Origin of the sequence: Roseovarius sp. 217 (assembly GCF_000152845.1) — a bacterium.
In the GTDB taxonomy this organism is placed as follows: domain Bacteria; phylum Pseudomonadota; class Alphaproteobacteria; order Rhodobacterales; family Rhodobacteraceae; genus Roseovarius.
The window spans coordinates 1,751,835-1,775,485 of the sequence record NZ_CH902584.1; the positions used below are offsets into that span (position 1 = coordinate 1,751,835).

The following is a 23,651-nucleotide window of genomic DNA, read 5'->3' on the forward strand; positions in this document are numbered from 1 at the left end:
AGTGTGACAAGAGCCCGCCGGGGTCTGACCGGTTTGGCCCGTGGGTGGGGGGGTCGATTACCACCACATGCACCGCGTCTGCCTGTTTGAGCAGGGGCAGGGCGGCGCGCACGGCGCTAAGCGCCTCGTTGCTTTCATTCCAGCCGATCATGATTCGGTTCGGTGCGGGCGACGTTTCGCCCTCGGATGGCAGGATCAGCACCGGGGTATGCCCTTCAAACAGCGCCGATTCGGTCACAGGCTCGAGTTCGGCCCCGCGCCCCTTGCCATAGGGCTGCGGCAGAATGACCAGATCAGCGAAGCGCGCGCGCGCGGCGACATGGCGCCCCAGATCGGCCAGTTGGCTGACGCCACTCTCGATTCCCCACCGCAGCGCTGAATTTTTGAGCACAGCGCGCGCCTTGGCCTCGATGGCGGCGGCCTCTTGCTGGGCGCGGGCAATCGTTTCTTGCAGCACGATCGCGCTCGCGCCTGAATAATAGTATCCAGATTGGCTACGGTCCACGCCCAGGCAGAGCACGTCGAGATGGGCATCATGCCGGGTGGCTATGCTGGTGGCGTGGGCCAAGGTTTCCTCAACAAGGGACTCATCGGTCAAAACGGAAAACAGGCTGTTGTAGGTCATGTCGCATTCCTTTGACTGTGTCGCACGTTATGTCAGCGTAGGAGTGTATTGCCGGGGCTGCCTTGACGCGGATCAAACGATCATCGTCAGTGTTTTGACACAGATCAAGGATAGTTGAGTCCGACCCAAGCATTACGGTCACAGTCTAACGCGCCTGCGCGGGTCACGGCGACTCGGGTAGAAAAAGACGAAGGGACGCAACATGACGAATTACATCAAGCTGATCGTGCTTGGTCTGGTCACGCTTCTGGCGCTGATCGCGGCCAATTATGCGCGCGATCTGGCCTATCTGGTCAACGCACTGACAGTGGCGTTGGTCGCCGGTGGGCTTTTCCTGTGGACCTTGCGCCACACGGATGAACCGAGAACCCGGGTGGATCTCTCGGGAGAATACATGGACGGTGTCGTGCGCGCCGGGGTGATCGCAACCTGCCTTTGGGGTGTTGTCGGTTTCCTCGCGGGCACGTTCATCGCCTTTCAACTTGCCTTTCCGGGGCTCAATTTCGATTGGGCACAGGGGTATGCGAATTTTGGTCGGTTGCGTCCGCTGCACACCTCGGCGGTTATTTTCGCCTTTGGGGGCAACGCGCTGATCGCCACGTCTTTCTACGTTGTGCAACGCACCAGCGCGGCGCGTCTCTGGGGCGGCAATCTCGCGTGGTTCGTGTTCTGGGGCTATCAGCTTGTGATCGTTCTGGCCGCAACTGGCTATTTGCTGGGTGCCACACAATCCAAGGAATATGCAGAGCCTGAATGGTATGTGGACCTGTGGCTGACGGTGGTCTGGCTGGCCTATCTGGCCGTGTTCCTAGGCACCATCGTCAAGCGCAAGGAGCCGCATATCTATGTGGCCAACTGGTTTTACCTGTCGTTCATCATCACGGTGGCGATGCTGCATGTGGTGAACAACCTGAGCATTCCGGTCTCGGTCTTTGGCTCCAAGTCGGTGCAGGTCTTCTCGGGCGTGCAGGACGCGATGACACAGTGGTGGTATGGCCATAACGCGGTGGGCTTCTTCCTAACCGCAGGTTTCCTGGGCATGATGTATTACTTTGTGCCGAAACAGGCCGAACGCCCGGTTTACTCTTATAAACTGTCGATCATCCACTTCTGGGCGCTGATCTTTATCTATATCTGGGCCGGTCCGCACCACCTGCATTACACGGCGCTGCCTGACTGGGCCTCGACGTTGGGCATGGTGTTCTCGATCGTGCTGTGGATGCCGTCCTGGGGTGGCATGATCAACGGTCTGATGACGCTCTCGGGCGCATGGGACAAGCTGCGCACCGATCCCGTCATTCGGATGATGGTGATTTCCATCGGGTTCTACGGCATGTCGACCTTTGAAGGGCCGATGATGTCGATCCGCGCGGTCAACTCTCTGTCGCATTACACCGACTGGACCATTGGGCACGTGCATTCCGGTGCGCTTGGCTGGAACGGCATGATCACCTTTGGCGCGCTCTACTTCCTTGTGCCGAAGCTGTGGAACCGCGAGCGGCTCTATAGTCTGAGCCTTGTGAGCTGGCACTTCTGGTTGGCGACGATCGGCATCATCCTCTACGCCGCCGCTATGTGGGTGACGGGGATCATGGAGGGCCTGATGTGGCGCGAAGTCGATGCCAACGGTTTCCTCGTGAACTCGTTCGCCGATACCGTGGCCGCGAAGTTCCCGATGTATGTGGTACGCGGTTTGGGCGGGGTCATGTTCCTCTCTGGTGCGTTGATCATGTGCTACAACCTCTGGATGACTGTGACACGTTCGCCGGCCGTCGCGCCTGTGAACAACGCAGTCCCGGCTGAATAAGGAGGGCCGGAGAGATGGCAATTCTGGACAAACACGCAATCCTGGAAAAGAACGTCACGCTATTGGCGATCTTTGCCTTCCTTGTCGTCACGGTCGGGGGGATCGTTCAGATCGCTCCGCTGTTCTGGCTCGAGAACACCATCGAGGATGTAGAGGGCATGCGCCCCTACTCACCGCTGGAGTTGACGGGCCGGGATATCTACATCCGCGAGGGCTGTTACGTCTGCCATAGTCAGATGATTCGTCCGATGCGCGATGAGGTCGAGCGCTATGGCCACTATTCGCTGGCGGCGGAGTCGAAATATGACCACCCGTTCCAGTGGGGATCCAAGCGGACCGGGCCGGATCTGGCCCGTGTCGGTGGGCGCTATTCGGATGACTGGCACGTGGACCACCTGCGAAATCCGCAGTCTGTGGTGCCGGAGTCGGTGATGCCGAAATATGGTTTCCTCGAGAACCGGATGATCGAGCCGGCGCATATCGAGGATCTGCTCAAGACGCATCGTCTGGTGGGTGTGCCCTATAACGATGAGATGATCGAGAATGCCAAGGCAGATTTCGCGGGTCAGATTGATCCCGATGGTGATACCGACGGTCTTCTGTCGCGCTACCCCAATGCACAGGTGCGCAATTTCGACGGGCAGCCGGGAGTATCCGAAGCGGATGCGCTGATTGCCTATCTGCAAATGCTGGGGACGCTGGTTGATTTCTCGACCTTCACCCCCGACGCAAGCCGATAAGGGGGCAGAGCGATGGAAACCTATTCCCTGTTGCGTGAATTTGCCGATAGCTGGATGTTGCTGGTGCTCTTTGCGTTCTTTGTCGGCGTCGTGGTCTGGGTGTTCCGACCCGGCGCCACCAAGAGCTATGAAAACCCGTCAAACATCCCGTTCCGGCACGAAGACAAACCGGCCCGCGCCAATGGCGCCCGGCACGAGGAGGCATGAGACATGGCCAAACAAACCAATAAGAAGAACCAAGAGGTCGAAACCACCGGCCATCAATGGGACGGGATCGAGGAATACAACAATCCCCTGCCGCGCTGGTGGCTGTGGACGTTCTATGCCTGTATCGTCTGGGCACTGTGGTATGTGGTCGCCTATCCAGCATGGCCGCTGGTTCAGGGCGCCACCGCCGGTTACAAGGGCTGGTCGACGCGCGCCAATGTCGCGGTCGAGTTGGCCGAGGCCGATGCCGCCAATGCCGCGATCAACGCCAAGCTGGAAACGGTCGAATTGACCGAGGTTGCAGGCGATCCCGAATTGCAGGGCTATGCCACTTCGGCGGGCAATGCCGTGTTCAAGACATGGTGTGCGCAGTGCCATGGTTCGGGCGCGGCAGGGGCCAAGGGCTATCCCAATCTTTTGGATAACGACTGGCTCTGGGGCGGCACGATTGAGGATATTCACACCACAATCGCCCACGGTATCCGCAACGAAGAAGACGCGGATGCGCGCTATTCGCAGATGCCGGCCTTTGGCGAGATGCTGGAACCGGCACAGATTGAGCAGGTGGTCAATTACGTCATGTCGATATCGGGAGAGCCGCAGGACGCGTCCTTGGTCGCCGAAGGTCAGACCGTGTTCATGGACAATTGCGCCGCCTGCCACGGCGAGGCCGGAGAGGGCGATATCTATCAGGGTGCGCCGAACCTTGCCGATGCAATCTGGCTCTATGGTGGGTCGTTCGACACGATCAAGGAAACGGTCACCTATTCGCGCTTTGGCGTGATGCCGCCGATGGGCGGGGCCGATCTAAGCGAGGCCGAGATCCGCGCCGTGGCGATCTATGTCCACCAGCTTGGTGGGGGCGAGTGAGCCGCCTCTGATACGGCTCTGAAGAACACCTTGGACCCTGCCGCATGACAGGGTCCGAGGCTAGGCACCGGTCTTTCCGTCCTGTTCGCGCGTTTCTGTGAAGGACCGGTGCCGATTACCTCTGAGATTGCATATGATGTCAACCACTGGCCCTTGACGGGGCCATTTGCGCGTTGAACTCAGTCTCGTCTCCGAGCCACGAGATGTGCCTCAAGCTCTGCCCCAGAGCGTGAGTCAAACCGTTCGGCGGGGGGCCAATGAGCGCGGGCTTCATGCCGATGCCGGATGTCACGGCGCGTTGCGGTTCGGAATGTATCTGCAAGAATATTGAACATGGTGCCATCCTTTTTTGGTTCGGTTTCTTCAATCAGTATGGCAAATATGATGCATGTGCGCGACTCTGGAAAATTTCCAAATTGTAAGCTAAACTAACATTATGGATTGGCATTCACTCCCTCCCTTGACGGCACTTCGGGCCTTTGCTGCGCTCGCAGAAACTGGCGGCACAGCGGCGGCAGGCATCAAACTCAATGTGAGCCACGCGGCGATAAGCCAACAAATCAAACAACTGGAGGCGCATCTGGGCGTTGCGCTGGTGGATCGCACGGGGCGGCAGCTTCGGTTGACGGCTGAGGGGCGGGAGCTTGCCGATGCTCTGGCGCTGGGGTTCGGAGCGATTGCGCGCACCGTCGCGTCATTGACCGGGGCGGATGCAAACAGGCCGCTACAGATTTCGACCACGCCAAGTTTTGCCGCACATTGGCTTATGCCCTGTCTCAGTGATTTTCGTCAGTCGCACCCGCAGATCGACCTGATGATTGATCCGAGCCCCCATCTTATTCGCCTTGAGCCGGGCGGTATCGACGTCGCCATCCGCTACGGTGCCGGATCTTGGCCGGGGCTGCATGCGGAGTTGCTGTTTCACTCGCCCATAGTCGCTGTGGCTGCTCCGCAATTGGTCGCTGGGGTGCGGATCGAGTGTCCGGAGGATTTGGCAGATCTGCCATGGTTGCAGGAATTCGGCACCAATGAGGCAAGCGATTGGCTGCGCAGCCAGGGAGTCCTCAAGGAGCGGGTCGCGGGTCTTGTGCAGGTGCCGGGCAATCTCTTGCTCGACGGGCTGCGCAACGGACAGGGCGTTGCCGTTACCGTGCGCGATTGGGTGCGTCAGGATATCGCGGCGGGTCGGTTACGGCTTTTGTTCGAGGAAGACACACAAAGCGGATATCATATCGTCACCCGTCCCGGCGTTTTGCGGCCACCCGCCAAGTTCTTTGTCGCATGGCTTCGGAGAATGGCTCGACAGAGGGTGCAAGTGCAATAGATCGATTCAGGAGTCAGAATTTGATGCAGGTCAAAGCTGCATCGTCCGCATCCTGACAGAACACGATCAACAGAATGATCACATCGGAGTATGTCCGTGGCCGATTCCCACCCAACCGAACCACAATCCCTCTACGCCGCGCGCGAACCGGTGTTTCCCAAGAAGGTTTACGGCAAATTCCGCAACCTGAAATGGGTGATCATGGTTATCACTTTGGGCATTTACTATGTCACGCCCTGGATTCGCTGGGACCGGGGTGCTGCGCTGCCGGATCAGGCGGTTTTGCTTGATCTGGCGAACCGACGGTTCTTTTTCTTCTGGATCGAGATTTGGCCGCATGAATTCTATTTCGTGGCCGGTCTTTTGGTCATGGCGGGGCTGGGGCTGTTTCTCTTTACCTCGGCTTTGGGCCGGGTGTGGTGCGGCTATGCCTGCCCGCAGACGGTCTGGACCGACCTCTTTATTCTGGTCGAGCGCTGGATCGAGGGGGATCGCAACGCGCGGCTGCGCCTGCACAGGCAAAAGAGCTGGGATCTGCGCAAGATACGCCTGCGGCTGACGAAATGGGCGACATGGCTGTTGATCGCGGTGGCCACGGGGGGCGCTTGGGTGTTCTATTTCACCGATGCGCCGACGCTGCTGGTCGATCTCTTTACCCTCAACGCCCATCCCATCGCCTATACGACGATTGCGGTGCTGACCGGCACGACGTTTTTCTTTGGTGGCTTTGCCCGCGAGCAGATTTGCATCTATGCCTGCCCATGGCCGCGCATTCAGGCGGCGATGATGGATGAGGATACGCTGACCGTCGGCTACCGCGAATGGCGGGGCGAGCCGCGCAAGAACTCCGAGGCGGTCAAGGCGGGTGAGCCGCAGGGTGATTGCATCGACTGCATGGCCTGCGTCAACGTCTGCCCGGTGGGGATCGACATCCGCGACGGCCAACAATTGGAGTGCATCACCTGCGCACTCTGCATCGACGCCTGCGATGACATCATGGCCAAGATCGGCAAGCCGCGCGGGTTGATCGACTATATGGCCTTTACCGATGAAGAGTCAGAGCGTGCGGGCGGCAAACCCAAGCCGATCATCAAACACGTGCTGCGCCCACGCACAATCCTTTATACGGCGCTTTGGTCGCTGGTGGGGATCGGGCTTGTCTTTGCGCTGTTCATCCGGTCGGATATCGACCTGACCGTGGCGCCAGTGCGCAACCCGACCTTTGTGACGCTCTCCGATGGCTCGATCCGCAATACCTATGAGGTGCGCATCCGCAATATGCAGCACGAGACGCGCGACTTCGAGGTCACCGTTAAGGGCGATCCGGCAATCAGGGTTGAGCTGGAAGGTGCGACCGATGGCAAGATCGGTGTCAACGCCGATGAAGTGTACCTGCAACGGGTCTATCTGGTGGCCCCTGCAGGATCCAAGCCCGCCACGGAAGAGCGCAGCGATGTCCGCATCTGGATCGAGGATCTCACGAGCGGTGAGCGGGCCTATAAGGACACCGTGTTCAACGGAAAGGAAGAATGATGGCAGAGCACAGGATCACCGGCAAACATGTGTTGATCGGTTTCGTCACAGCCTTTGCTGTGATCATCGGAGTCAATCTGGTGCTCGCCTATGCGGCGGTCAGCACCTTTCCGGGATTGGAGGTCAAGAATTCCTATGTTGCCAGTCAGGAATTCAATGATCGCAAGGCCGCGCAAGAGGGTCTAGGGTGGACGGTGGTGGCTGACCATGCGGGTGGGCTTCTCGTTCTCGGCATCACGGACGCGAGCGGCAATCCGGTCGAAGTGGAGCGGCTCGAAGCTACCGTTGGTCGTGCCACCCATGTTCAGGACGATCAGACACCAGAGTTTCGGTATGATGGGCAGGCCTATGTCGCCCCGGTGGCCCTTGGCAATGGCAACTGGAATATCCGCATGAAAGCCTGGGACCGGGATGGCACCCTGTTTCAACAGCGCGTCGTTCTGCACAAGGAATAGACCATGACCGTCCCCATGCGCCCGTCCCCTTCGGCCTGTCCGGCCTGCGCCGCAGCCCCGGCGGCCGAGGCCTTGGCGGCCCGTGCCCTGCCGGGCGCGCAGATCGCCCTATCCCTGCCGACGATCCATTGTTCCGCCTGCATTTCCAAGATCGAGCGGGCGTTGAATGCGGATAGCCGGGTGAAGTCCGCACGCGTCAACCTGACGCTCAAGCGGGCCAGCATCGACGCGGCCCCCGAGGTGACCGCCGAAGACATGCGCGCACTGGTCGAGGGGCTGGGTTACGAGGCCTATGAGTTGGATCAGGGCACGCTGAATGCCACGGCCAATGACCGCGCCGGGCGGGATCTTTTGATGCGGCTGGCTGTCGCCGGTTTTGCCAGTATGAATGTCATGCTTCTGTCGGTGTCGGTCTGGTCCGGGGCCGAGGATGCGACGCGCGACATGTTCCACTGGATTTCCGCCGCGATCACCCTGCCGGCAATCGCCTTTTCCGGTGTGCCGTTCTTTCGCAATGCCTGGGCCGCGTTGCGCAATGGGCGGCTCAATATGGATGTGCCGATCGTTCTGGCCGTTGTGCTGGCGATCCTCACCTCGCTCTGGGAAACGATGCTGTCGGGGGAGCATGCCTATTTTGATGCGGCGCTTACGCTCACGTTCTTTTTGCTGGCGGGGCGCTATCTCGATCACCGCACGCGGGCCATTGCCCGCTCTGCCGCCGAGGAATTGACGGCGCTCGAAGTGCCGCGCGCGATCCGCTTGCGCGCCGGAGTGGAGGAACAGGTTAATGTGGCCCTCTTGGCTGCGGGGGATCTTATTCTCGTGCGGCCCGGTGGGCGCATGCCGGTGGATGGTGTAATCGTCGAGGGCACGTCAGAGATCGACCGGTCGCTGCTCACCGGAGAAACGCTGCCGGTGTTTGCGGGTGAGGGGCAGGTGGTCAGCGCCGGAGAGGTCAACTTGACTGGGCCGCTTACCATCCGCGCGACGGCGGTGGGGGCGGAAACCTCGCTTCACCGCATGGCGGATCTGGTGGCCATCGCGGAATCCGGGCGCTCGCGCTATACCTCGCTGGCCGATAGTGCGGCCAAGCTCTATGCGCCGGGGGTGCATATTCTGGCGGGCCTCAGTTTTATGGGGTGGTATCTATATACATGGGACGTGCGCACGGCGCTCAATATCGCCGCTGCGGTTCTGATCATCACCTGCCCTTGCGCGCTCGGGCTGGCGGTGCCAGCGGTGACAACGGCGGCCTCGGGGCGGCTCTTCCGGCGGGGGATGCTGATCAAACATGAAACCGCGCTCGAACGGCTGGCGCAGGTGGATACAGTCGTGTTCGACAAGACCGGCACGTTGACCACGGGGATGCCGCAACTCACCAATCTGGATGGTTTGCCGCGCGCGGTGGTTGAAGTGGCGTTGGCTCTTGCGCAGGGATCTTCGCATCCGCTGGCGCAGTCGATCACCCGCGCTGCGCGTGGGGCAGGATTTGCGGCGGCGGCGGTTACCGACATTACAGAAGTGCCGGGATATGGCACGAAGGGCCGCTGCAACGGCCAAGAGGTGCGTCTGGGACGTGCAAGCTGGACCGGGGCGCAGGCCCTCTCCGAGACCGCGACCTTTCTCAAGATCGGGGATCAGTTGCCCGTCGCCTTTACCTTTGCGGATGCGTTGCGGCCCGGTGCTGCGGAGGTGGTGCAGGGGCTGATGGATCAGGGCAAGCGGGTGATCCTGATTTCCGGCGATACCACTCCTGCGGTCGAGGCCTTGGCCACCCGCCTTGGTATTCCGCAGTGGATGGCCGAGGCGCTGCCAGCAGACAAGGCGGCGCGTGTGGCGGCTTTGACTGCCGAGGGCGCGCATGTGCTGATGGTGGGGGATGGGCTCAACGATACGGCGGCTCTTGCGGGGGCGCATGTGTCGATTTCGCCCGCGACGGCGCTTGATGCCGCGCGGGTGGCGTCGGACATCGTGCTGTTGGGCAATGACCTCTCACCAATCGCGGCGGCCTGCGTGACGGCGAAATCCGCCACACGCCGCATCCGCGAGAATTTCCAGATTGCTACGGTCTATAACGTCATTGCCGTGCCGCTGGCGGTGGCGGGGCTCTGTTCGCCGTTGATTGCCGCCTTGGCCATGTCGCTGAGTTCGATCACTGTATCTCTCAACGCGCTGAGACTGAGGTAACCAATGAACATCCTCACCTACCTGATTCCGATTTCCCTGATCCTAGGTGGTGTCGGCCTTGTGGCGTTTCTCTACACCGTGCGCTCGAACCAATATGATGATCCAGAGGGCGACTCGCGGCGTATCCTGTCGGACGATTGGGACGACCACCCCAAGCCCTGAGTGTTGTTCATCTGTCTGATGGGGGTTGGCCTCAATCTCCGCTCGGCACCACAGTGACAGCTTTCAGCTTGGCCCGATCATGAAACAGGTGACTTTCTTGGCTTGAAGGCGGCGGCAGGCGAGGTCCGCGCTCTCACGTGTCATGCCCATGAAATTTGCGTCAAAGCCGGCGGGCCGCTGCACCACTTTGCGCAGACTGCCATCAAGCGTGGCCATTTCATTCAGGGCGGTTTGCAAGAGCACCTGCCGCGCCTTGTATTCGCTGCCATAGCGGCCGACGTTGATCCCCCAATGGCGCCCGCCAGAGGTAGAGACACGTGTCACGACCTCTGGTTCAGGCTCTGGCGCAGGCGCGCTTGCGAGGACGATATCGGTCGGGCGTTGTTCGGGGCGGGTGTCTGGCGTGACCGTTACGCTGCCCTGGGCAGGGGTCGCCGTTGCAACCTGCTGAGCGGCCAGAAGCGCGCGCTCGATATCATCCCGCGCGGCGATGACCGGCATCGGGGCGGCTTGCGAGGGCCGCGATTGTGGGCGCAGGCTCTTGATCACGGCGGCGGCTGTGGCGAGGCGCACGGTCTTGGCGGCAACGCTCGGGCGATCCTCGCCTGCGGCGATTCTCACCGGCACTGTGCCGATCTTGCCCAGATACGGAGGGCGCGCCGGGCGAAGCACGGCCACCTGCGTTGGTGCCTTTTTAAAGCCGAGGTCGAGCAGTTCAGCCACCTTGGCATTGCGCGAGGCGGTAGATTGACCGCCAAAGACGGTGGCGATGATCCGCTCGCCATTGCGTTCGGCGCTCGCGGTGAGGTTAAAGCCTGCGGCGCGGGTATAGCCTGTTTTGATCCCGTCAGCGCCGCGATAAGCCTCAAGCAGGCGGCGGTTGGTGTGGCTGACCGAGGTCACGCCAGCATCGGTGGTGATGCGCGAGAAGAGATTGTAATACTGAGGGAAGTCATAAAAGAGATGCCGCCCGAGGATTGACATGTCGCGCGCGGTGGACAGATGCCCGTTCTCGGTCAGGCCATGGGCATTCTTGAACGTGGTCCGGCTCATGCCGAGACTCTCGGCCGTGCGATTCATCCGGCGTGCAAACTGAGCCTCTGATCCTTCGATCGCCTCGCCAAGCGCGGTGGCCGCATCATTGGCGGATTTGACTGCTGCGGCGCGAATGAGATAGCGCAGCGCAATGCTGCTACCGGCGCGCACGCCGAGTTTGCTGGGGGGCTCAGAGGCGGCATGTTTCGAAATCAGCACCTTGTCATCAAGACCGATCTCGCCGTTCTCGATCGCCTCGAAAACCACATAGAGTGTCATCATCTTGGTCAACGAGGCCGGATGTAGCCGCGTGTCGGCATTGTTCGAATAGAGCACTTCGCCGCTGCGCGCGTCCATCACCAATGCTGCATAGGGTGCCGCCGCCGCGCTCAATGGCACGATGATCAGCATCCAGAATGTTGCCATCACCACCAGCCCCCAACGGACTGGCTGCTTGCCCCGTGTTTTCATAGAACTGCTCTTTTACTGCCTCGCGCCGCCGGTTTTCCGACTGGCATTGATTTATACCTCAGATCGTAGCACAGGCGTGTTTTTGTTTAAAGTGTTCATTTTCAAAGAGTTTCGCGGGAGTTGGGCCAATATGTAGTGGCTTGATCTCATCTACCCCCCATATGCACGTCACGACGGATACAAGAGCCGAACTACGTCCAAAAAAATGGCCCGGGCGGTGCAGCCCGGGCCATGTCCTAGAAATGGCTTTTGATCAGTTCAGCGCGGCATCGCTGATCACATGGGTCCATGCGCCATCACCGGGATGTGCGCTAATCACCGGATCAGATCCGCCCGACAAAAGCGATTGCACCGTGCGCTCATAATCCTCGGGGTCGAGCGCACCGTTGGAGCCTGCTGTGAGCTTGGCCACTTCGGTCATCATGCGGATCTGATGCGCTTCGGTCTGCGCGCCGGTGGCGTCATTGTCGAGCACGATCATCGCCGCCTCTTCTGGATTTTCCTCGGCCCATTTCCAGCCCTTCATCGAGGCGCGCACGAAACGGGTGAGCTTATCGACTTCGGCCGGGTCGCTCAGCTTTTCTTCCAAAACATAAAGCCCGTCCTCAAGTGTGGCGACGCCTTGATCCTCGTATTTGAAGGTGATGAGTTGATCCTCGGTGAGGCCCGCGTCGATCACCTGCCAATACTCGTTATAGGTCATGGTCGAGATGCAGTCGGCCTGTTTTTGCAAGAGCGGGTCGACGTTGAACCCCTGTTTGAGCACGGTCACGCCCTCGGCACCGCCATCGGTGGAAATGCCCAGTTGGCTCATCCACGACAGAAACGGAAACTCATTGCCAAAGAACCAGACACCCAAGGTGCGACCCGGAAAATCATCTGGCCCGGTGACGCCAGTTTCCTTGAGGCAGGTCAGCATCATGCCCGAGGATTTGAAGGGCTGCGCAATGTTCACCAGCGGCAGGCCCTTTTCCCGCGCCGAGAGGGCCGCCGGCATCCATTCCACCGTCACATCCGCGCCGCCGCCTGCGATCACCTGCGTCGGGGCGATATCCGGCCCACCCGGCTTGATCGTGACGTTGAGGTCTTCTTCGCCGTAAAACCCCTTGTCGAGCGCCACATAATAGCCCGCGAATTGCGCCTGCGTCACCCATTTGAGTTGCAGCGTCAGATCATCCGCCGCCTGCGCCATAGTGCTGAGGCTGGTAAGCGCGGCGAGGCTGAATAGTCCTGTCAGTTTCTTCATTTGTTATCTCCCGTGTTGGTGGTTTCTTGATCTTATGCCCGGCTCCGTTGCGACGGGTGCCAGAATGTCACTGCCTTTTCCACAAGCGCTACGGCGCCGTAAAATCCTGAGCCAGCGATGGCCGCGACCACGATCTCGGCCCAGACGAGATCGAGCGCGAGTTGCCCGACCGAGGTCGAGATGCGGAATCCCATGCCCTTGATGGGCGATCCAAAGAACTCTGCCACAATCGCCCCGATCAGCGCCAGTGTCGTCGCGATCTTGAGCCCGTTGAAGAGGAATGGCATCGCGGCGGGCAGGCGCAGCTTGAACAGGGTTTGCCAATAGCCAGCGGCATAGGTGCGCATCAGGTCGCGCTGCATGGCGTCGGTATCGGTGAGGCCCTGTACGGTGTTCACCAACATGGGAAAGAACACCATGACCACGACGACCGCTGCCTTGGATTGCCAGTCAAAGCCGAACCACATCACCAGAATGGGGGCCATGCCGATGATCGGCAGCGCCGCTACGAAATTGCCCACCGGCAGCAGACCGCGTTGCAGGAACGGAAACCGGTCGATGGCGATGGCCGTCAGAAAGGCCGCACCGCAGCCCATGATATAGCCGGTCAGTGCGCCCTTGAGGGCGGTCTGCACGAAATCCTGCCAGAGAATATGTGTGGATTTGGCGAAAGTCGCGGCAATGGCGGTGGGGGCGGGCAGGAGGACGGGGGAGATACCGAAACTCGTGACTGTCAATTCCCAGATAATCAGCACGGTAACACCGAACAGCATCGGCACAAGAAACTTGGTGAGGCCACTCTTGGGAAGGGCGGCAATGCGTGAATTGATCCACCAAACGGCAAACCAAACCAGCAGAATTGGAATGGCCTTGGGTGCAAGTATTCCTGCGCCCGCTAGCGTGACCATCAGGAAGATTAAAAATTCTGTATTCACCAAGTGGCGAAACGGGCCTTCGTATTTCAAGTCGCGAAACCCCATCACGCCATCCCCATGCGTTTTAGCGTGATCCGCTGGACAAGGCCAATCAGCCCGACCAACACCGCCGCCAAAGTTGCCGCCATGATGAGCGCCGACCAGATTTGGATGGTTTGGCCATAGTAACTGCCAGCCAGCAGGCGCGCGCCCAGCCCCGCCACGGCCCCGGTCGGCAATTCGCCGACGATGGCCCCCACAAGGCTCGCGGCCATGCCAACCTTGAGCGAGGTGAAAAGATAGGGCATCGAAGAGGGCAGGCGCAGCCGCCAAAAGGTCTGGGCCGCACTCGCGCTCCATGTCCGCATCTGATCGAGCTGCATGGGGGCGGGGCTGCGCAGCCCCTTGACCATGCCCACGACCACCGGAAAGAACGACAGATACATCGAGATCATCGCCTTGGGCAGCAGTCCGGATATGCCCACGGCATTGAGCACCACAATGATCATCGGGGCAATCGCCAGAATGGGGATGGTCTGGGAGGCGATGACCCAGGGCATCACGCTCATGTCGATGGTGCGGTTGTAAACGATGCCGATGGCCAGAGCGATGCCAAGCGCAGTGCCAAGGACAAAGCCGAGCGCTGTGGCGCTAAAGGTGATCCAGCTGTGGTAAAAGAGCGAGCGTTTGGAAAATCCGCGCCCTTCCAGCACCATGGCACCGGTGGTGTTCCATATCTCAAGCGCCACCTGATGCGGCGCGGGCAGCTTGGGCTTGTCCTGTGACCATGTGTCGGCGACGAGGGCGGGGAGGGTCAGCGTCGTGCCTGCCCGCGTTGCCTGATCCTGCGCCCATTGCGCATTGAGCGCCACAGCAGCGGCATACCAGAGCGCAAGGAGTGCTGCGAGGATGGTGAGAACAGGGACGAGATTGCGCATCATGCCTCCGCTGATTTCACTGTTCCAAAAATACTCAAATTCCGGCGCTTAAATCGGGCGCGATTCTTGAGTATTTTAAGAACGCTGAAAGGAATTCGTGGTTTTCTTGTGTCACGGTACAGGCTGGCGAGCCGATGACCGTGAACGGTGAAAACCCCTCTCCCCGTCGCAGGGGAGAGGGCGTTTTTCGGGCGAGTTGTCTCAGACCGCATCACCATGCCCCGCGCGCAGCCCCTCGCGGACACGATGGGCGATTTCGAGGAACTCGGGCGTTTCGCGGATGTCCAGCGGGCGATGTTTCGGCAGCGTGCTTTCGATTACATCGGTGATGCGGCCGGGGCGGGGCGACATGACCACGATCTTGGTGCTCAGATACACCGCCTCGGGGATGGAATGGGTGACGAAACAGATGGTCTTGTTGGTGCGGTCCCAAAGCTGGAGGAGTTGTTCGTTGAGATGGTCGCGCACGATTTCATCCAGAGCGCCAAAGGGTTCGTCCATCAAAAGGATGTCGGCGTCAAAGGCGAGCGCGCGGGCGATGCTGGCGCGCTGCTGCATGCCACCCGAAAGCTGCCAAGGGTATTTCCGCTCGAACCCCGCGAGATCAACGAGGTCCAGCACGCGCTTGACGCGGGCCTCCTGATCGTCGCGCGCATAGCCCATGATTTCCAAGGGCAGGCGGATATTGCCGCCGATGGTGCGCCACGGGTAGAGCCCCGCCGCCTGAAACACATAGCCATAGGCGCGGGATTTGCGCGCCTCTTCGGCGCTGGTGCCATTGACGGTCAAGGTGCCGCCGGTGGGATGCTCCAGATCCGCCATGCAGCGCAGAAAGGTGGTCTTGCCACAGCCTGAGGGGCCGATGAAGCTGACGAAATCGCCCTTTTCCACCTCAAGGCTCACGTCCTTGAGCGCATGCACCGGGCCATCGCCGGTCTGAAAGGTCAGCGACAGGTTTTGTGCGCTGATGACTGTGTTGCTGCTCAAACCCTATCCCCTGCTGGCCCGGTCGCTACTGCGCCCGGCTGGCTGATGGTTGTCAAGAGGCGCGCCTTGCCATGAGGTGCGTGCGTGCCGGATTTTTCAGATCCCCGCCGGGATATTCAACGGGTCGCGCTGGATCATCTTGGGGGCGGTCAGGGCCTTCCATTTCGAGAGCGCCTGATGGGCCGAGGGAAAAGCTGGGCGGGGGACAAAGCGGCCGCGCCCCGGTTGCGGCTGCGAATTCTGGCCCCAGGCCCAGATCACCTCGCCCCGGCTGATTGTATAGCGCGGCTGCGCCTTGACCTCGAACCCCTCGAAGACGTTGTAATCAAGGATGGAATGGTGGTTGGAGGCGCTGATCGTCTTGGTGATCTTGGGGTCCCAGACCACGAGGTCGGCATCCGCCCCTTCGACAATCGCGCCCTTTTTCGGGTAGATGTTGAGGATCTTGGCCACGTTGGACGAGGTGACGGCGACGAATTCATTCAGTGTCAGCCGTCCGGTTTCCACCCCATGCGTCCAGAGCACGGCAAGCCGTTCCTCTAGCCCGTTTGAGCCATTGGGGATGATGCGGAAATCGTTGCGCCCGGCGCGTTTCTGCGCGGTGGAAAAGGCGGCGTGATCGGTCGCCACCACTTGCAGGGATCCGGCTTGAAGCCCGGCCCAGAGGCCGTCCTGATGCTCCTTGGAGCGGAAGGGGGGTGACATCACGCGGCGGGCGGCGTGGTCCCAATCCTTGTTGAAATACTCGGACTCGTCGAGGGTGAGGAACTGGATCAGCGGCTCGCCATAGACGCGCATCCCCTTTTGCCGCGCGCGCCGGATCGCCTCGTGGGCCTGTTCGCAAGAGACATGCACGATATAGAGCGGCACGCCGGCGGCATCGGCAATGCAGATTGCGCGGTTGGCGGCCTCGCCCTCGAATTCGGGGGGGCGGGAATAGGCGTGCCCCTCTGGGCCCGTGATGCCCTGATCAAAGTATTTCTGCTGCATCTCGGCCACCAGATCGCCATTCTCGGCATGCACCATCGGCAGCGCGCCGAGTTCGGCGCAGCGCTTGAACGAGGCGAACATCTCGTCATCCTCGATCATGAGCGCGCCCTTGTAGGCCATGAAATGCTTGAAGGAATTGACGCCCATGTCGACGGCGTCCTTCATCTCGGTAAAGACGTTTTCGTTCCAGCCGGTGATGGCCATGTGATAGCCGATGTCGCTGCAAATCTGCGGCGCGGATTTGCGGTGCCACTCGTTGATCGCGTGTTTGATGCTGCCGTCCGCGCCGGGCAGGCAGAAATCCACGATCATCGTGGTCCCGCCACAGGCCGCCGCCCATGTGCCGGTTTCAAAGGTTTCGGCGGCGGTGGTGCCCATGAAGGGCATTTCGAGATGCGTATGCGGGTCGATGCCACCGGGAATGACATAGGCGTCTGTAGCGTCAATCGTGGTGTCGCCCGTGAGGTCCGCGCCGATCTGTTTGATGGTCTCGCCCTCGATCAGCACATCGGCCTTCCATGTGCGGTCGGCGGTGACGACGGTGCCGTTCTTGATGACTTTGGTGGTCATGTCGTTTCTCCCTGTCTGTAGACTACTTGGGATTTCATCTGGTCCAAGATACCTCGGGGGTTTGGGGGCTGGCCCCGATCACTCAACCACCTCCGCCGTTTCCAGCACGGCATGAAGCAGCACATCCGTGCCGGCGCGAGCCCAATCGGGTGTAATCTCTTCGGCCTCATTGTGGCTGAGACCATCCTTGCAGGGGCACATGACCATGGTGGTGGGATAGACCTTGTTGATCCAGCAGGCATCGTGACCCGCGCCCGAGACGATGTCCATGTGGCTATAGCCCAGCCGGTCGGCGGCGTCGCGCACGCGGGCGACGAGGCTTTCGTCAAAGGCGGGGGGATCGAAGGCGCCGACCACTTCGGCGTTGAATTTCACGCCGACATCGGCGCAGAGGCCGGGGGCGGAGGACATCAGATCTTCGACCATTGCCTCTAATGTCTCAAGCACGTGGGAGCGGAAATCGACGGTGAAGACCACCTTTTCGGGGATGACGTTGCGGCTGTTGGGGTAGACGTCGATATGGCCGATCGCGCCCACGGCATTGGGTTGATAGTGCAAGGCAATTTCATGCACCAGTTCGGTTACGCGCGCCAGTCCGCGTCCGGCGTTGCGGCGCATATACATCGGCGTGGAGCCGGTGTGTTGGCCCTTGCCCGTGACTGTGCATTCGATCCAGCGCAGACCCTGTCCGTGGGTGACGACCCCGATCTGTTTGCCTTCGGCCTCGAGGATCGGGCCTTGTTCGATGTGGAGTTCAAAGAAGGCGTGCATCTTGCGCGCCCCCACCTTTTCGGGGCCTTTCCAGCCGATACGCTCCAATTCATCGCCAAGGCGTTTGCCTTTGGCGTCGACCCGGTCATAGGCCCAATCGCGGCTCAATACGCCCGCGAACACGCCCGATGCGAGCATGGCGGGGGCAAAGCGCGTGCCTTCTTCATTCGTCCAGTTGGTGACGACGATGGGATGTTTGGTTCTTATATCCAGATCGTTGAGGGTGCGGATGATTTCCAGCCCTGCCAGCACGCCGAGCACGCCATCGTATTTGCCGCCTGTCGGTTGTGTGTCGAGGTGGGAGCCCACATAGACCGGCAGCGCCTCTGGGTCAGTGCCGTCGCGGCGGGCGAACATATTGCCCATCTCGTCCACGCCCATGGTGAGACCCGCCGTCGTGCACCACGATTGAAAGAGCGCGCGCCCCTCGGCATCCTCATCTGTCAGGGTCTGGCGGTTGTTGCCGCCTGCGATGCCGGGGCCGATTTTGGCCATCTCCATCAGGCTGTCCCAGAGCCGGGTGCTGTTGATCTTGAGGTTTTCGCCGGGTGCCGCCATGGGATTGCTCGCTTTTTTACCATTTGGTAAACTTACGATTGCTTGGGGCATGGGCGCTGTCAAGATTCGTCTTGGGCCTGAGCCGTGATCTGGCTAAGCTGGTCAACGGGGTGATGAAAAATACGCCCCGCAAGGAAAGGAAGAGGATGCCGCAAGCCCCCGCCGCGCAGGCCGGTCGCAAGCCCAGCCGTATCCAGCTGCGCAACCGCAAGCGGATTCTCGAAGCGGCGCTCGAGGTGTTCTCGACCCATGGCTATCGCGGCGCGACACTGGATCAGATTGCGGCCGAAGCGGGGCTGAGCAAGCCGAACATCCTCTATTATTTCGACGGTAAGGAAGAGATTCACGTCACCTTGCTCAATCAGCTTCTGGATGCCTGGCTTGCCCCGCTGCATGCGATTGATCCCGCAGGGGATCCGCTTGATGAAATTCTGACCTATGTGCGCCGCAAGCTGGCGATGTCGCGCGACCTGCCGCGCGAGAGCCGGTTGTTTGCCAATGAAATCCTGCAAGGTGCGCCCCGCATGGGGCCGCATCTGGAGAGTGTTTTGAAGCCGCTGGTGGATCAGACGTCGATGATTATCCAAGGCTGGATCGCGGCGGGCAGGTTGTCGCCGGTCGATCCGCGACATCTGCTCTTTTCGATCTGGGCCACGACCCAGCATTACGCAGATTTCGAGGCGCAGGTGGGGGTTCTTATGGGTGAGGTTGACGTGCATGCCGGGGCCTCGGCGCATTTGGAAGCGATGTTTGGGCGACTTCTGAGGCCCAACGCGGCAATGGGATAGGGGCGGCAATAAAATCAGCGTTTGTCACTGGAAAAAAACGCGGAGATTTGACACAAGTCGAGGGATACTTACGACGTGGGGTCCAGAGCCTGCGCAAAACAAGGCAATGCGAGCACGATGCAGATTGAACAAACTTCTCTTCCCGGCGTGGTGATCGTTACACCCACACGCCACGGCGATACGCGTGGTTTTTTCAGCGAGAGCTGGAATCGTCAGCGTATGGCTGAGGCCGGACTCACGATAGATTTCGTCCAGGACAATCATTCGCTCTCAGAAAAGGTGGGCACGATACGGGGGCTGCATTTTCAATCGCCGCCGCATGCGCAGGCCAAGCTGGTGCGGTGCGGGCGCGGTGCGCTCTATGACGTGGCGGTTGATATCCGGCGCGGCAGCCCGACCTATGGGCACTGGGTGGGGGTTGATCTGAGTTTCGAGAACGGGCGTCAACTTCTTGTTCCGGAAGGGTTTTTACATGGGTTTGTGACCCGAGAACCGATGACGGAAATCATCTATAAATGTTCGGATTACTATGCGCCCGAGTGTGATGGCGCGGTGCGTTTTGATGATCCAGAGATTGGGATCACCTGGGGGGTTGAGGGCGAGTCTGTGGTGCTGAGTGACAAGGATGCCAAGGCACCGCTGTTGCGCGATTTCGTCAGCCCCTTTGAGTTTGTGGGGGCGACATGAGGCTCTTGGTGACGGGCGGGGCCGGGTTTATTGGGTCGGCCGTGGTGCGTCATGCCGTGGCGCGCGGATATGAGGTGGTCAATCTGGATGCGCTGACCTATGCCGCCTGTCTGGATAATGTGGCCAGTGTGGCACAGAGCCCACGATATAGTTTCGTTCATGCCGATATCCGGGATCGTGCAGCGCTTGATCGGGTGTTTGCGGAGCATGCGCCCGAGGCGGTGCTGCATCTGGCCGCCGAGAGCCATGTGGACCGCTCGATTGACGGCCCCGGCGCCTTTGTCGAGACCAATATCACTGGCACCTACAATCTCTTGGAAGCGGCGCGTGGGCATTGGCAAGCCCTTGGAAAGCCTGACAGTTTCCGGTTTCAGCATATCTCGACAGATGAGGTTTACGGCTCACTGCCCGCCGATCCGTCAGTCAAATTCACCGAGAATACGCCCTATGATCCGCGTAGCCCCTATTCGGCCTCCAAGGCGGCGTCGGATCATCTGGTTCGAGCCTGGCACGAGACCTATGGCCTGCCAGTGCTGATCACCAATTGTTCCAACAATTACGGGCCTTTCCACTTTCCCGAGAAGCTCATTCCGGTGATTATTCTCAAGGCATTGGCGGGCAAGCCGCTGCCGATTTACGGCGATGGCAGACACGTGCGCGACTGGCTTTATGTCGAGGATCACGCCGAGGCGCTGTTGAAGGTGCTGGAGCAGGGTGTGCCGGGGCGATCCTATAATATCGGTGGCGAAAATGAGCGTAGCAATCTGGACTTGGTGCGTACCTTATGTACAATTTTGGACGCGTTATGTACGCGCAGCGATGGCGCGTCCTATGCCGAGCAAATCACCTTTGTGACGGATCGTCCGGGCCATGATGCCCGCTACGCGATCGACCCGTCCCGCATTCGGGACGAGTTGGGGTGGCGTCCCTCTGTCACGGTCGAAGAGGGGCTGCGGCGCACTGTGGCGTGGTATCTCGAGAACGAAAGCTGGTGGCGGGCGCTTGAGGCGCGTGAGGGGGTCGGAAAGCGGCTGGGGACGGGCTAAGGGAGGTCGTCCATTTTGCAGGACGACAGGAACATGGGGTTCGGTATGAAGATACTGGTTTTTGGCAGAACCGGTCAGGTGGCGACTGAGCTACAACGACTGGCGGAGGTCGTGGCCTTGGGGCGGGATGAGGCGGATCTGACGCAACCGGACAGGTGCGCCGCCGCGATTCGGGACCATGCCCCCGATCTGGTGATCAATGCTGCCGCCTATACCGCCGTCGACCGTGCCCAAGAGGAAGAGACACTGGCGACGGTGATCAATGGCGCTGCACCGGGCGCTATGGCGCGGGCCTGTGCCGATTTGGGTATTCCGTTTTGTCATGTTTCGACGGATTACGTTTTTGATGGCAGCGGCACGGCGCCGCGCCAACCGTCGGACCCGGTCGCGCCCTGCAATGCCTATGGTCGATCCAAGCTGGCGGGTGAAGAGGCGGTGCGCGCTGCCGGAGGGCAGAGCGCGATCCTGCGCACATCCTGGGTGTTCTCGGCGCATGGCAACAATTTTGTGAGAACGATGCTGCGCCTGTCGGAAACGCGTGACGCGCTCAACGTGGTCGAGGATCAGATTGGCGGGCCGACGCCGGCTGCGGATATCGCGGCGGCGCTCTTGACAATGGGGCGGGCGATGGTCGCGGGCCATGCCGGGGGTCTTTATCATTTCAGCGGCGCACCCGATGCAAGCTGGGCGGAGTTCGCACGGGAGATTTTTGCCCGCGCCGGACGCGCGACGACGGTCACGGGTATCCCGACCAGCGCCTATCCCACACCTGCCGCCCGACCGCTCAATTCACGCCTTGATTGTGGAACCCTGACGGCAGAGTTTGGCATCGCGCGGCCCGATTGGCGGGACGGTGTGTCCCGCGTCCTCGAGCACCTGGAGCAAAAATGACCACAACACGCAAGGGCATCGTTTTGGCGGGAGGGTCCGGCACGCGGCTCTATCCGATCACCATGGGGCTGAGCAAACAGCTCTTGCCGGTCTATGACAAGCCGATGATCTACTATCCGCTGACGGTGCTGATGCTGGCGGGCATCCGCGAGATCGCTCTCATCACCACGCCACAGGATCAGGCGCAATTTCAGCGGCTCTTGGGCGATGGCAGCCAATGGGGGCTGTCGTTCAGCTATATCGTGCAGCCCTCGCCGGATGGGCTGGCGCAGGCCTATCTGCTGGCGGAAGAGTTTCTGGACGGGCAGGCGTCGGCGCTGGTTCTGGGGGATAACATTTTCTACGGCCACGGGTTGTCCGAGCAATTGGATAGCGCAGCGCGGCAGGAGAGGGGCGGCACCGTCTTTGGCTACCGGGTGGCGGACCCGGAGCGTTACGGGGTGGTCGAGTTCGACAAAGCGGGCCGGGCCGTGTCGATCGTGGAAAAGCCCAAGGTGCCGAAATCCGACTTTGCGGTGACGGGGCTCTATTTTCTGGATGGCGAGGCGTCGACTCGCGCCCGGACAGTGCAGCCCTCGGCGCGCGGCGAGTTGGAAATCACCTCGCTGTTGGAGATGTACCTCGCAGATGGGCTGCTGTCGGTCGAGATGATGGGGCGCGGCTATGCCTGGCTGGATACCGGGACGCATGCCAGCCTGCTTGATGCCGGGAATTTTGTCCGCACGCTGGAGCAGCGGCAGGGGCAACAGGTGGGCTGCCCCGAAGAGATCGCCTATGACAAGGGTTGGATTGATGCGGCAGCGCTGGAGGAGCGGATCAGCTTGTTCACGAAAACCGACTATGGACTCTATCTGAAACGCCTGTTGCACAGCCCGCGAACTGCCGACTGAGGGATGGGGGATCGTCGAGGGCCGCATGTCGTCATCCTCTTGGCCGTCTACAACGGCGGCGATTACCTGCCCGAACAATTGCAGAGCATTGCGGCGCAGGATCATCGCGATTGGCAGGTGCTGGCCAGTGATGACGGCTCTGACGATGGCAGTCAGGACATCTTGGACAAGTTCGCCGAGCGGAGCCCGGCGCAGTGTGTGGCGGGGCCAAAGCGGGGGGCTGCGGCGAATTTCCTGTCGCTCTTGCGCCATGCCCCGGAGCGGACACCGGAGGGGCATTGGCTGGCGTTCAGCGATCAGGACGATGTCTGGTTGCCGGACAAGCTGTCGCGCGGGATTGCCGCGCTGGAGGCGTTGGAGGATGCGCGCCCGGCGCTCTATTGTAGCCGGACCTGGATCACGGATACGGATTTGCACACCCGGCGTCTGTCGGCGGCGCGGCCGCGACCGCCGTCCTTTCGCAATGCGTTGGTGCAGAATGTCGCCTCGGGCAATACGATCCTGCTCAATGCCGCTGCGGCGCGGCTGGTCGAGGCGGCGGTGCAGAAGGTCGAGCGCGTCGTGGTGCATGACTGGTGGGTCTATCAGTTGATCACCGGGGCCGGCGGGCGCGTCGTGCATGACGATACGCCGACGCTTTTGTATCGGCAGCATGATGTGAACCAGATCGGGTCGAACGACACGCGCCTGGCGCGGTTGCGGCGTATCCGGCAATTGTTGCAGGGGCATTTCCGGGACTGGAACGAGGTGAATATCGCGACGTTGTCGCGGCTTGACGGGTATCTCACGCCGGAAAACCGAGAGGTTCTGGCCGAGTTCGCGGCCATGCGGCGTGGCCCGCTGCCGGCGCGACTGGCGCGGTTGTGGCGTCTCGGGCTCTATCGTCAGAGTCGGATCAGCACCTTTGCACTCTGGCTGTCGCTGGTGCTGAACCGAATCTGAGGCATGCAGAAAGGGCT

23 protein-coding genes are annotated in these 23,651 nt (G+C 60.7%); 15 read left to right on the forward strand and 8 right to left on the reverse strand.

The window, feature by feature from the left end; genetic code table 11:
- Window positions 1-625: universal stress protein (locus tag ROS217_RS24355; protein ID WP_009817280.1), on the reverse strand; the 625-nt coding region annotated here is incomplete at its 3' end.
- Window positions 626-827: 202 nt separating this feature from the next.
- Between ROS217_RS24355 and ccoN the strand changes: the two genes are divergently transcribed.
- The 9 genes from ccoN to ccoS all read left to right on the forward strand — a co-directional run bounded on the left by ccoN (window position 828) and on the right by ccoS (window position 9,910).
- Window positions 828-2,432, forward strand: a complete 1,605-nt coding sequence (gene ccoN / locus ROS217_RS08385) for a cytochrome-c oxidase, cbb3-type subunit I (RefSeq protein ID WP_009817281.1) — start codon at window positions 828-830, stop codon at window positions 2,430-2,432.
- Between the two features lie 14 nt (window positions 2,433-2,446).
- A complete protein-coding gene (gene ccoO, locus ROS217_RS08390) occupies window positions 2,447-3,172 on the forward strand; it encodes a cytochrome-c oxidase, cbb3-type subunit II (protein WP_009817282.1) in 726 nt (241 codons plus the stop codon).
- 12 nt (window positions 3,173-3,184) lie between these two features.
- Complete coding sequence (locus ROS217_RS08395; protein ID WP_009817283.1) at window positions 3,185-3,379, forward strand: CcoQ/FixQ family Cbb3-type cytochrome c oxidase assembly chaperone; 195 nt, start codon at window positions 3,185-3,187, stop codon at window positions 3,377-3,379.
- Window positions 3,380-3,382: 3 nt separating this feature from the next.
- Window positions 3,383-4,249, forward strand: coding sequence for a cytochrome-c oxidase, cbb3-type subunit III (gene ccoP / locus ROS217_RS08400; protein WP_009817284.1), 867 nt, complete (start codon window positions 3,383-3,385; stop codon window positions 4,247-4,249).
- Between the two features lie 436 nt (window positions 4,250-4,685).
- Window positions 4,686-5,573, forward strand: a complete 888-nt coding sequence (locus ROS217_RS08405; protein ID WP_009817286.1) for a LysR family transcriptional regulator — start codon at window positions 4,686-4,688, stop codon at window positions 5,571-5,573.
- Window positions 5,574-5,663: 90 nt separating this feature from the next.
- Window positions 5,664-7,106, forward strand: a complete 1,443-nt coding sequence (gene ccoG, locus ROS217_RS08410; RefSeq protein ID WP_009817288.1) for a cytochrome c oxidase accessory protein CcoG — start codon at window positions 5,664-5,666, stop codon at window positions 7,104-7,106.
- Window positions 7,103-7,561, forward strand: coding sequence for a FixH family protein (locus ROS217_RS08415; RefSeq protein WP_009817289.1), 459 nt, complete (start codon window positions 7,103-7,105; stop codon window positions 7,559-7,561). The genes ccoG and ROS217_RS08415 overlap by 4 nt, the downstream gene beginning before the upstream one ends.
- A gap of 3 nt (window positions 7,562-7,564) precedes the next feature.
- Window positions 7,565-9,748, forward strand: coding sequence for a heavy metal translocating P-type ATPase (locus tag ROS217_RS08420; protein ID WP_009817290.1), 2,184 nt, complete (start codon window positions 7,565-7,567; stop codon window positions 9,746-9,748).
- A gap of 3 nt (window positions 9,749-9,751) precedes the next feature.
- A complete protein-coding gene (ccoS, locus tag ROS217_RS08425; protein ID WP_009817291.1) occupies window positions 9,752-9,910 on the forward strand; it encodes a cbb3-type cytochrome oxidase assembly protein CcoS in 159 nt (52 codons plus the stop codon).
- Between the two features lie 63 nt (window positions 9,911-9,973).
- On the opposite strand, the gene ROS217_RS08430 is transcribed toward ccoS, so the two are convergent.
- The 7 genes from ROS217_RS08430 to ROS217_RS08460 all read right to left on the reverse strand — a co-directional run bounded on the left by ROS217_RS08430 (window position 9,974) and on the right by ROS217_RS08460 (window position 18,390).
- On the reverse strand, window positions 9,974-11,416 hold the full coding sequence (locus tag ROS217_RS08430; protein ID WP_009817292.1) for a D-alanyl-D-alanine carboxypeptidase family protein: 1,443 nt from the start codon (window positions 11,414-11,416) through the stop codon (window positions 9,974-9,976).
- Between the two features lie 253 nt (window positions 11,417-11,669).
- Window positions 11,670-12,662, reverse strand: coding sequence for an ABC transporter substrate-binding protein (locus ROS217_RS08435; RefSeq protein ID WP_040650456.1), 993 nt, complete (start codon window positions 12,660-12,662; stop codon window positions 11,670-11,672).
- Between the two features lie 32 nt (window positions 12,663-12,694).
- Window positions 12,695-13,570 carry an ABC transporter permease gene (locus ROS217_RS08440; protein WP_083781579.1) on the reverse strand — a complete coding sequence of 292 codons (876 nt, stop codon included), beginning with the start codon at window positions 13,568-13,570 and terminating at the stop codon, window positions 12,695-12,697.
- A 71-nt stretch (window positions 13,571-13,641) separates the two neighbouring features.
- The gene (locus ROS217_RS08445) at window positions 13,642-14,517 is read right to left on the reverse strand and encodes an ABC transporter permease (RefSeq protein ID WP_009817295.1); all 876 of its coding nucleotides are present in this window, start codon (window positions 14,515-14,517) and stop codon (window positions 13,642-13,644) included.
- Between the two features lie 198 nt (window positions 14,518-14,715).
- Window positions 14,716-15,501 (reverse strand): ABC transporter ATP-binding protein, encoded by a 786-nt coding sequence (locus tag ROS217_RS08450; protein WP_009817296.1) that lies wholly within the window; start codon window positions 15,499-15,501, stop codon window positions 14,716-14,718.
- A gap of 96 nt (window positions 15,502-15,597) precedes the next feature.
- Window positions 15,598-17,061: a dihydropyrimidinase gene (gene hydA / locus ROS217_RS08455; protein WP_009817297.1), complete on the reverse strand. Its 1,464-nt coding sequence runs from the start codon at window positions 17,059-17,061 to the stop codon at window positions 15,598-15,600.
- 78 nt (window positions 17,062-17,139) lie between these two features.
- Window positions 17,140-18,390, reverse strand: a complete 1,251-nt coding sequence (locus tag ROS217_RS08460; RefSeq protein ID WP_009817298.1) for a Zn-dependent hydrolase — start codon at window positions 18,388-18,390, stop codon at window positions 17,140-17,142.
- Between the two features lie 146 nt (window positions 18,391-18,536).
- Between ROS217_RS08460 and ROS217_RS08465 the strand changes: the two genes are divergently transcribed.
- The 6 genes from ROS217_RS08465 (at window position 18,537) to ROS217_RS08490 (ending at window position 23,634) form a co-directional block, all read left to right on the forward strand.
- Window positions 18,537-19,178, forward strand: a complete 642-nt coding sequence (locus ROS217_RS08465) for a TetR family transcriptional regulator C-terminal domain-containing protein (protein WP_040651245.1) — start codon at window positions 18,537-18,539, stop codon at window positions 19,176-19,178.
- A 117-nt stretch (window positions 19,179-19,295) separates the two neighbouring features.
- Window positions 19,296-19,865 (forward strand): dTDP-4-dehydrorhamnose 3,5-epimerase, encoded by a 570-nt coding sequence (gene rfbC / locus ROS217_RS08470; RefSeq protein WP_040650457.1) that lies wholly within the window; start codon window positions 19,296-19,298, stop codon window positions 19,863-19,865.
- The gene (gene rfbB, locus ROS217_RS08475) at window positions 19,862-20,911 is read left to right on the forward strand and encodes a dTDP-glucose 4,6-dehydratase (protein WP_009817301.1); all 1,050 of its coding nucleotides are present in this window, start codon (window positions 19,862-19,864) and stop codon (window positions 20,909-20,911) included. The genes rfbC and rfbB overlap by 4 nt, the downstream gene beginning before the upstream one ends.
- Before the next feature lie 45 nt (window positions 20,912-20,956).
- Window positions 20,957-21,802, forward strand: coding sequence for a dTDP-4-dehydrorhamnose reductase (gene rfbD, locus ROS217_RS08480; RefSeq protein ID WP_009817302.1), 846 nt, complete (start codon window positions 20,957-20,959; stop codon window positions 21,800-21,802).
- Window positions 21,799-22,692: a glucose-1-phosphate thymidylyltransferase RfbA gene (gene rfbA, locus ROS217_RS08485; protein ID WP_009817303.1), complete on the forward strand. Its 894-nt coding sequence runs from the start codon at window positions 21,799-21,801 to the stop codon at window positions 22,690-22,692. Before rfbD ends, rfbA begins: the two co-directional genes overlap by 4 nt.
- A gap of 3 nt (window positions 22,693-22,695) precedes the next feature.
- Window positions 22,696-23,634 (forward strand): glycosyltransferase, encoded by a 939-nt coding sequence (locus tag ROS217_RS08490; protein WP_009817304.1) that lies wholly within the window; start codon window positions 22,696-22,698, stop codon window positions 23,632-23,634.
- Window positions 23,635-23,651 lie beyond the last annotated feature (17 nt).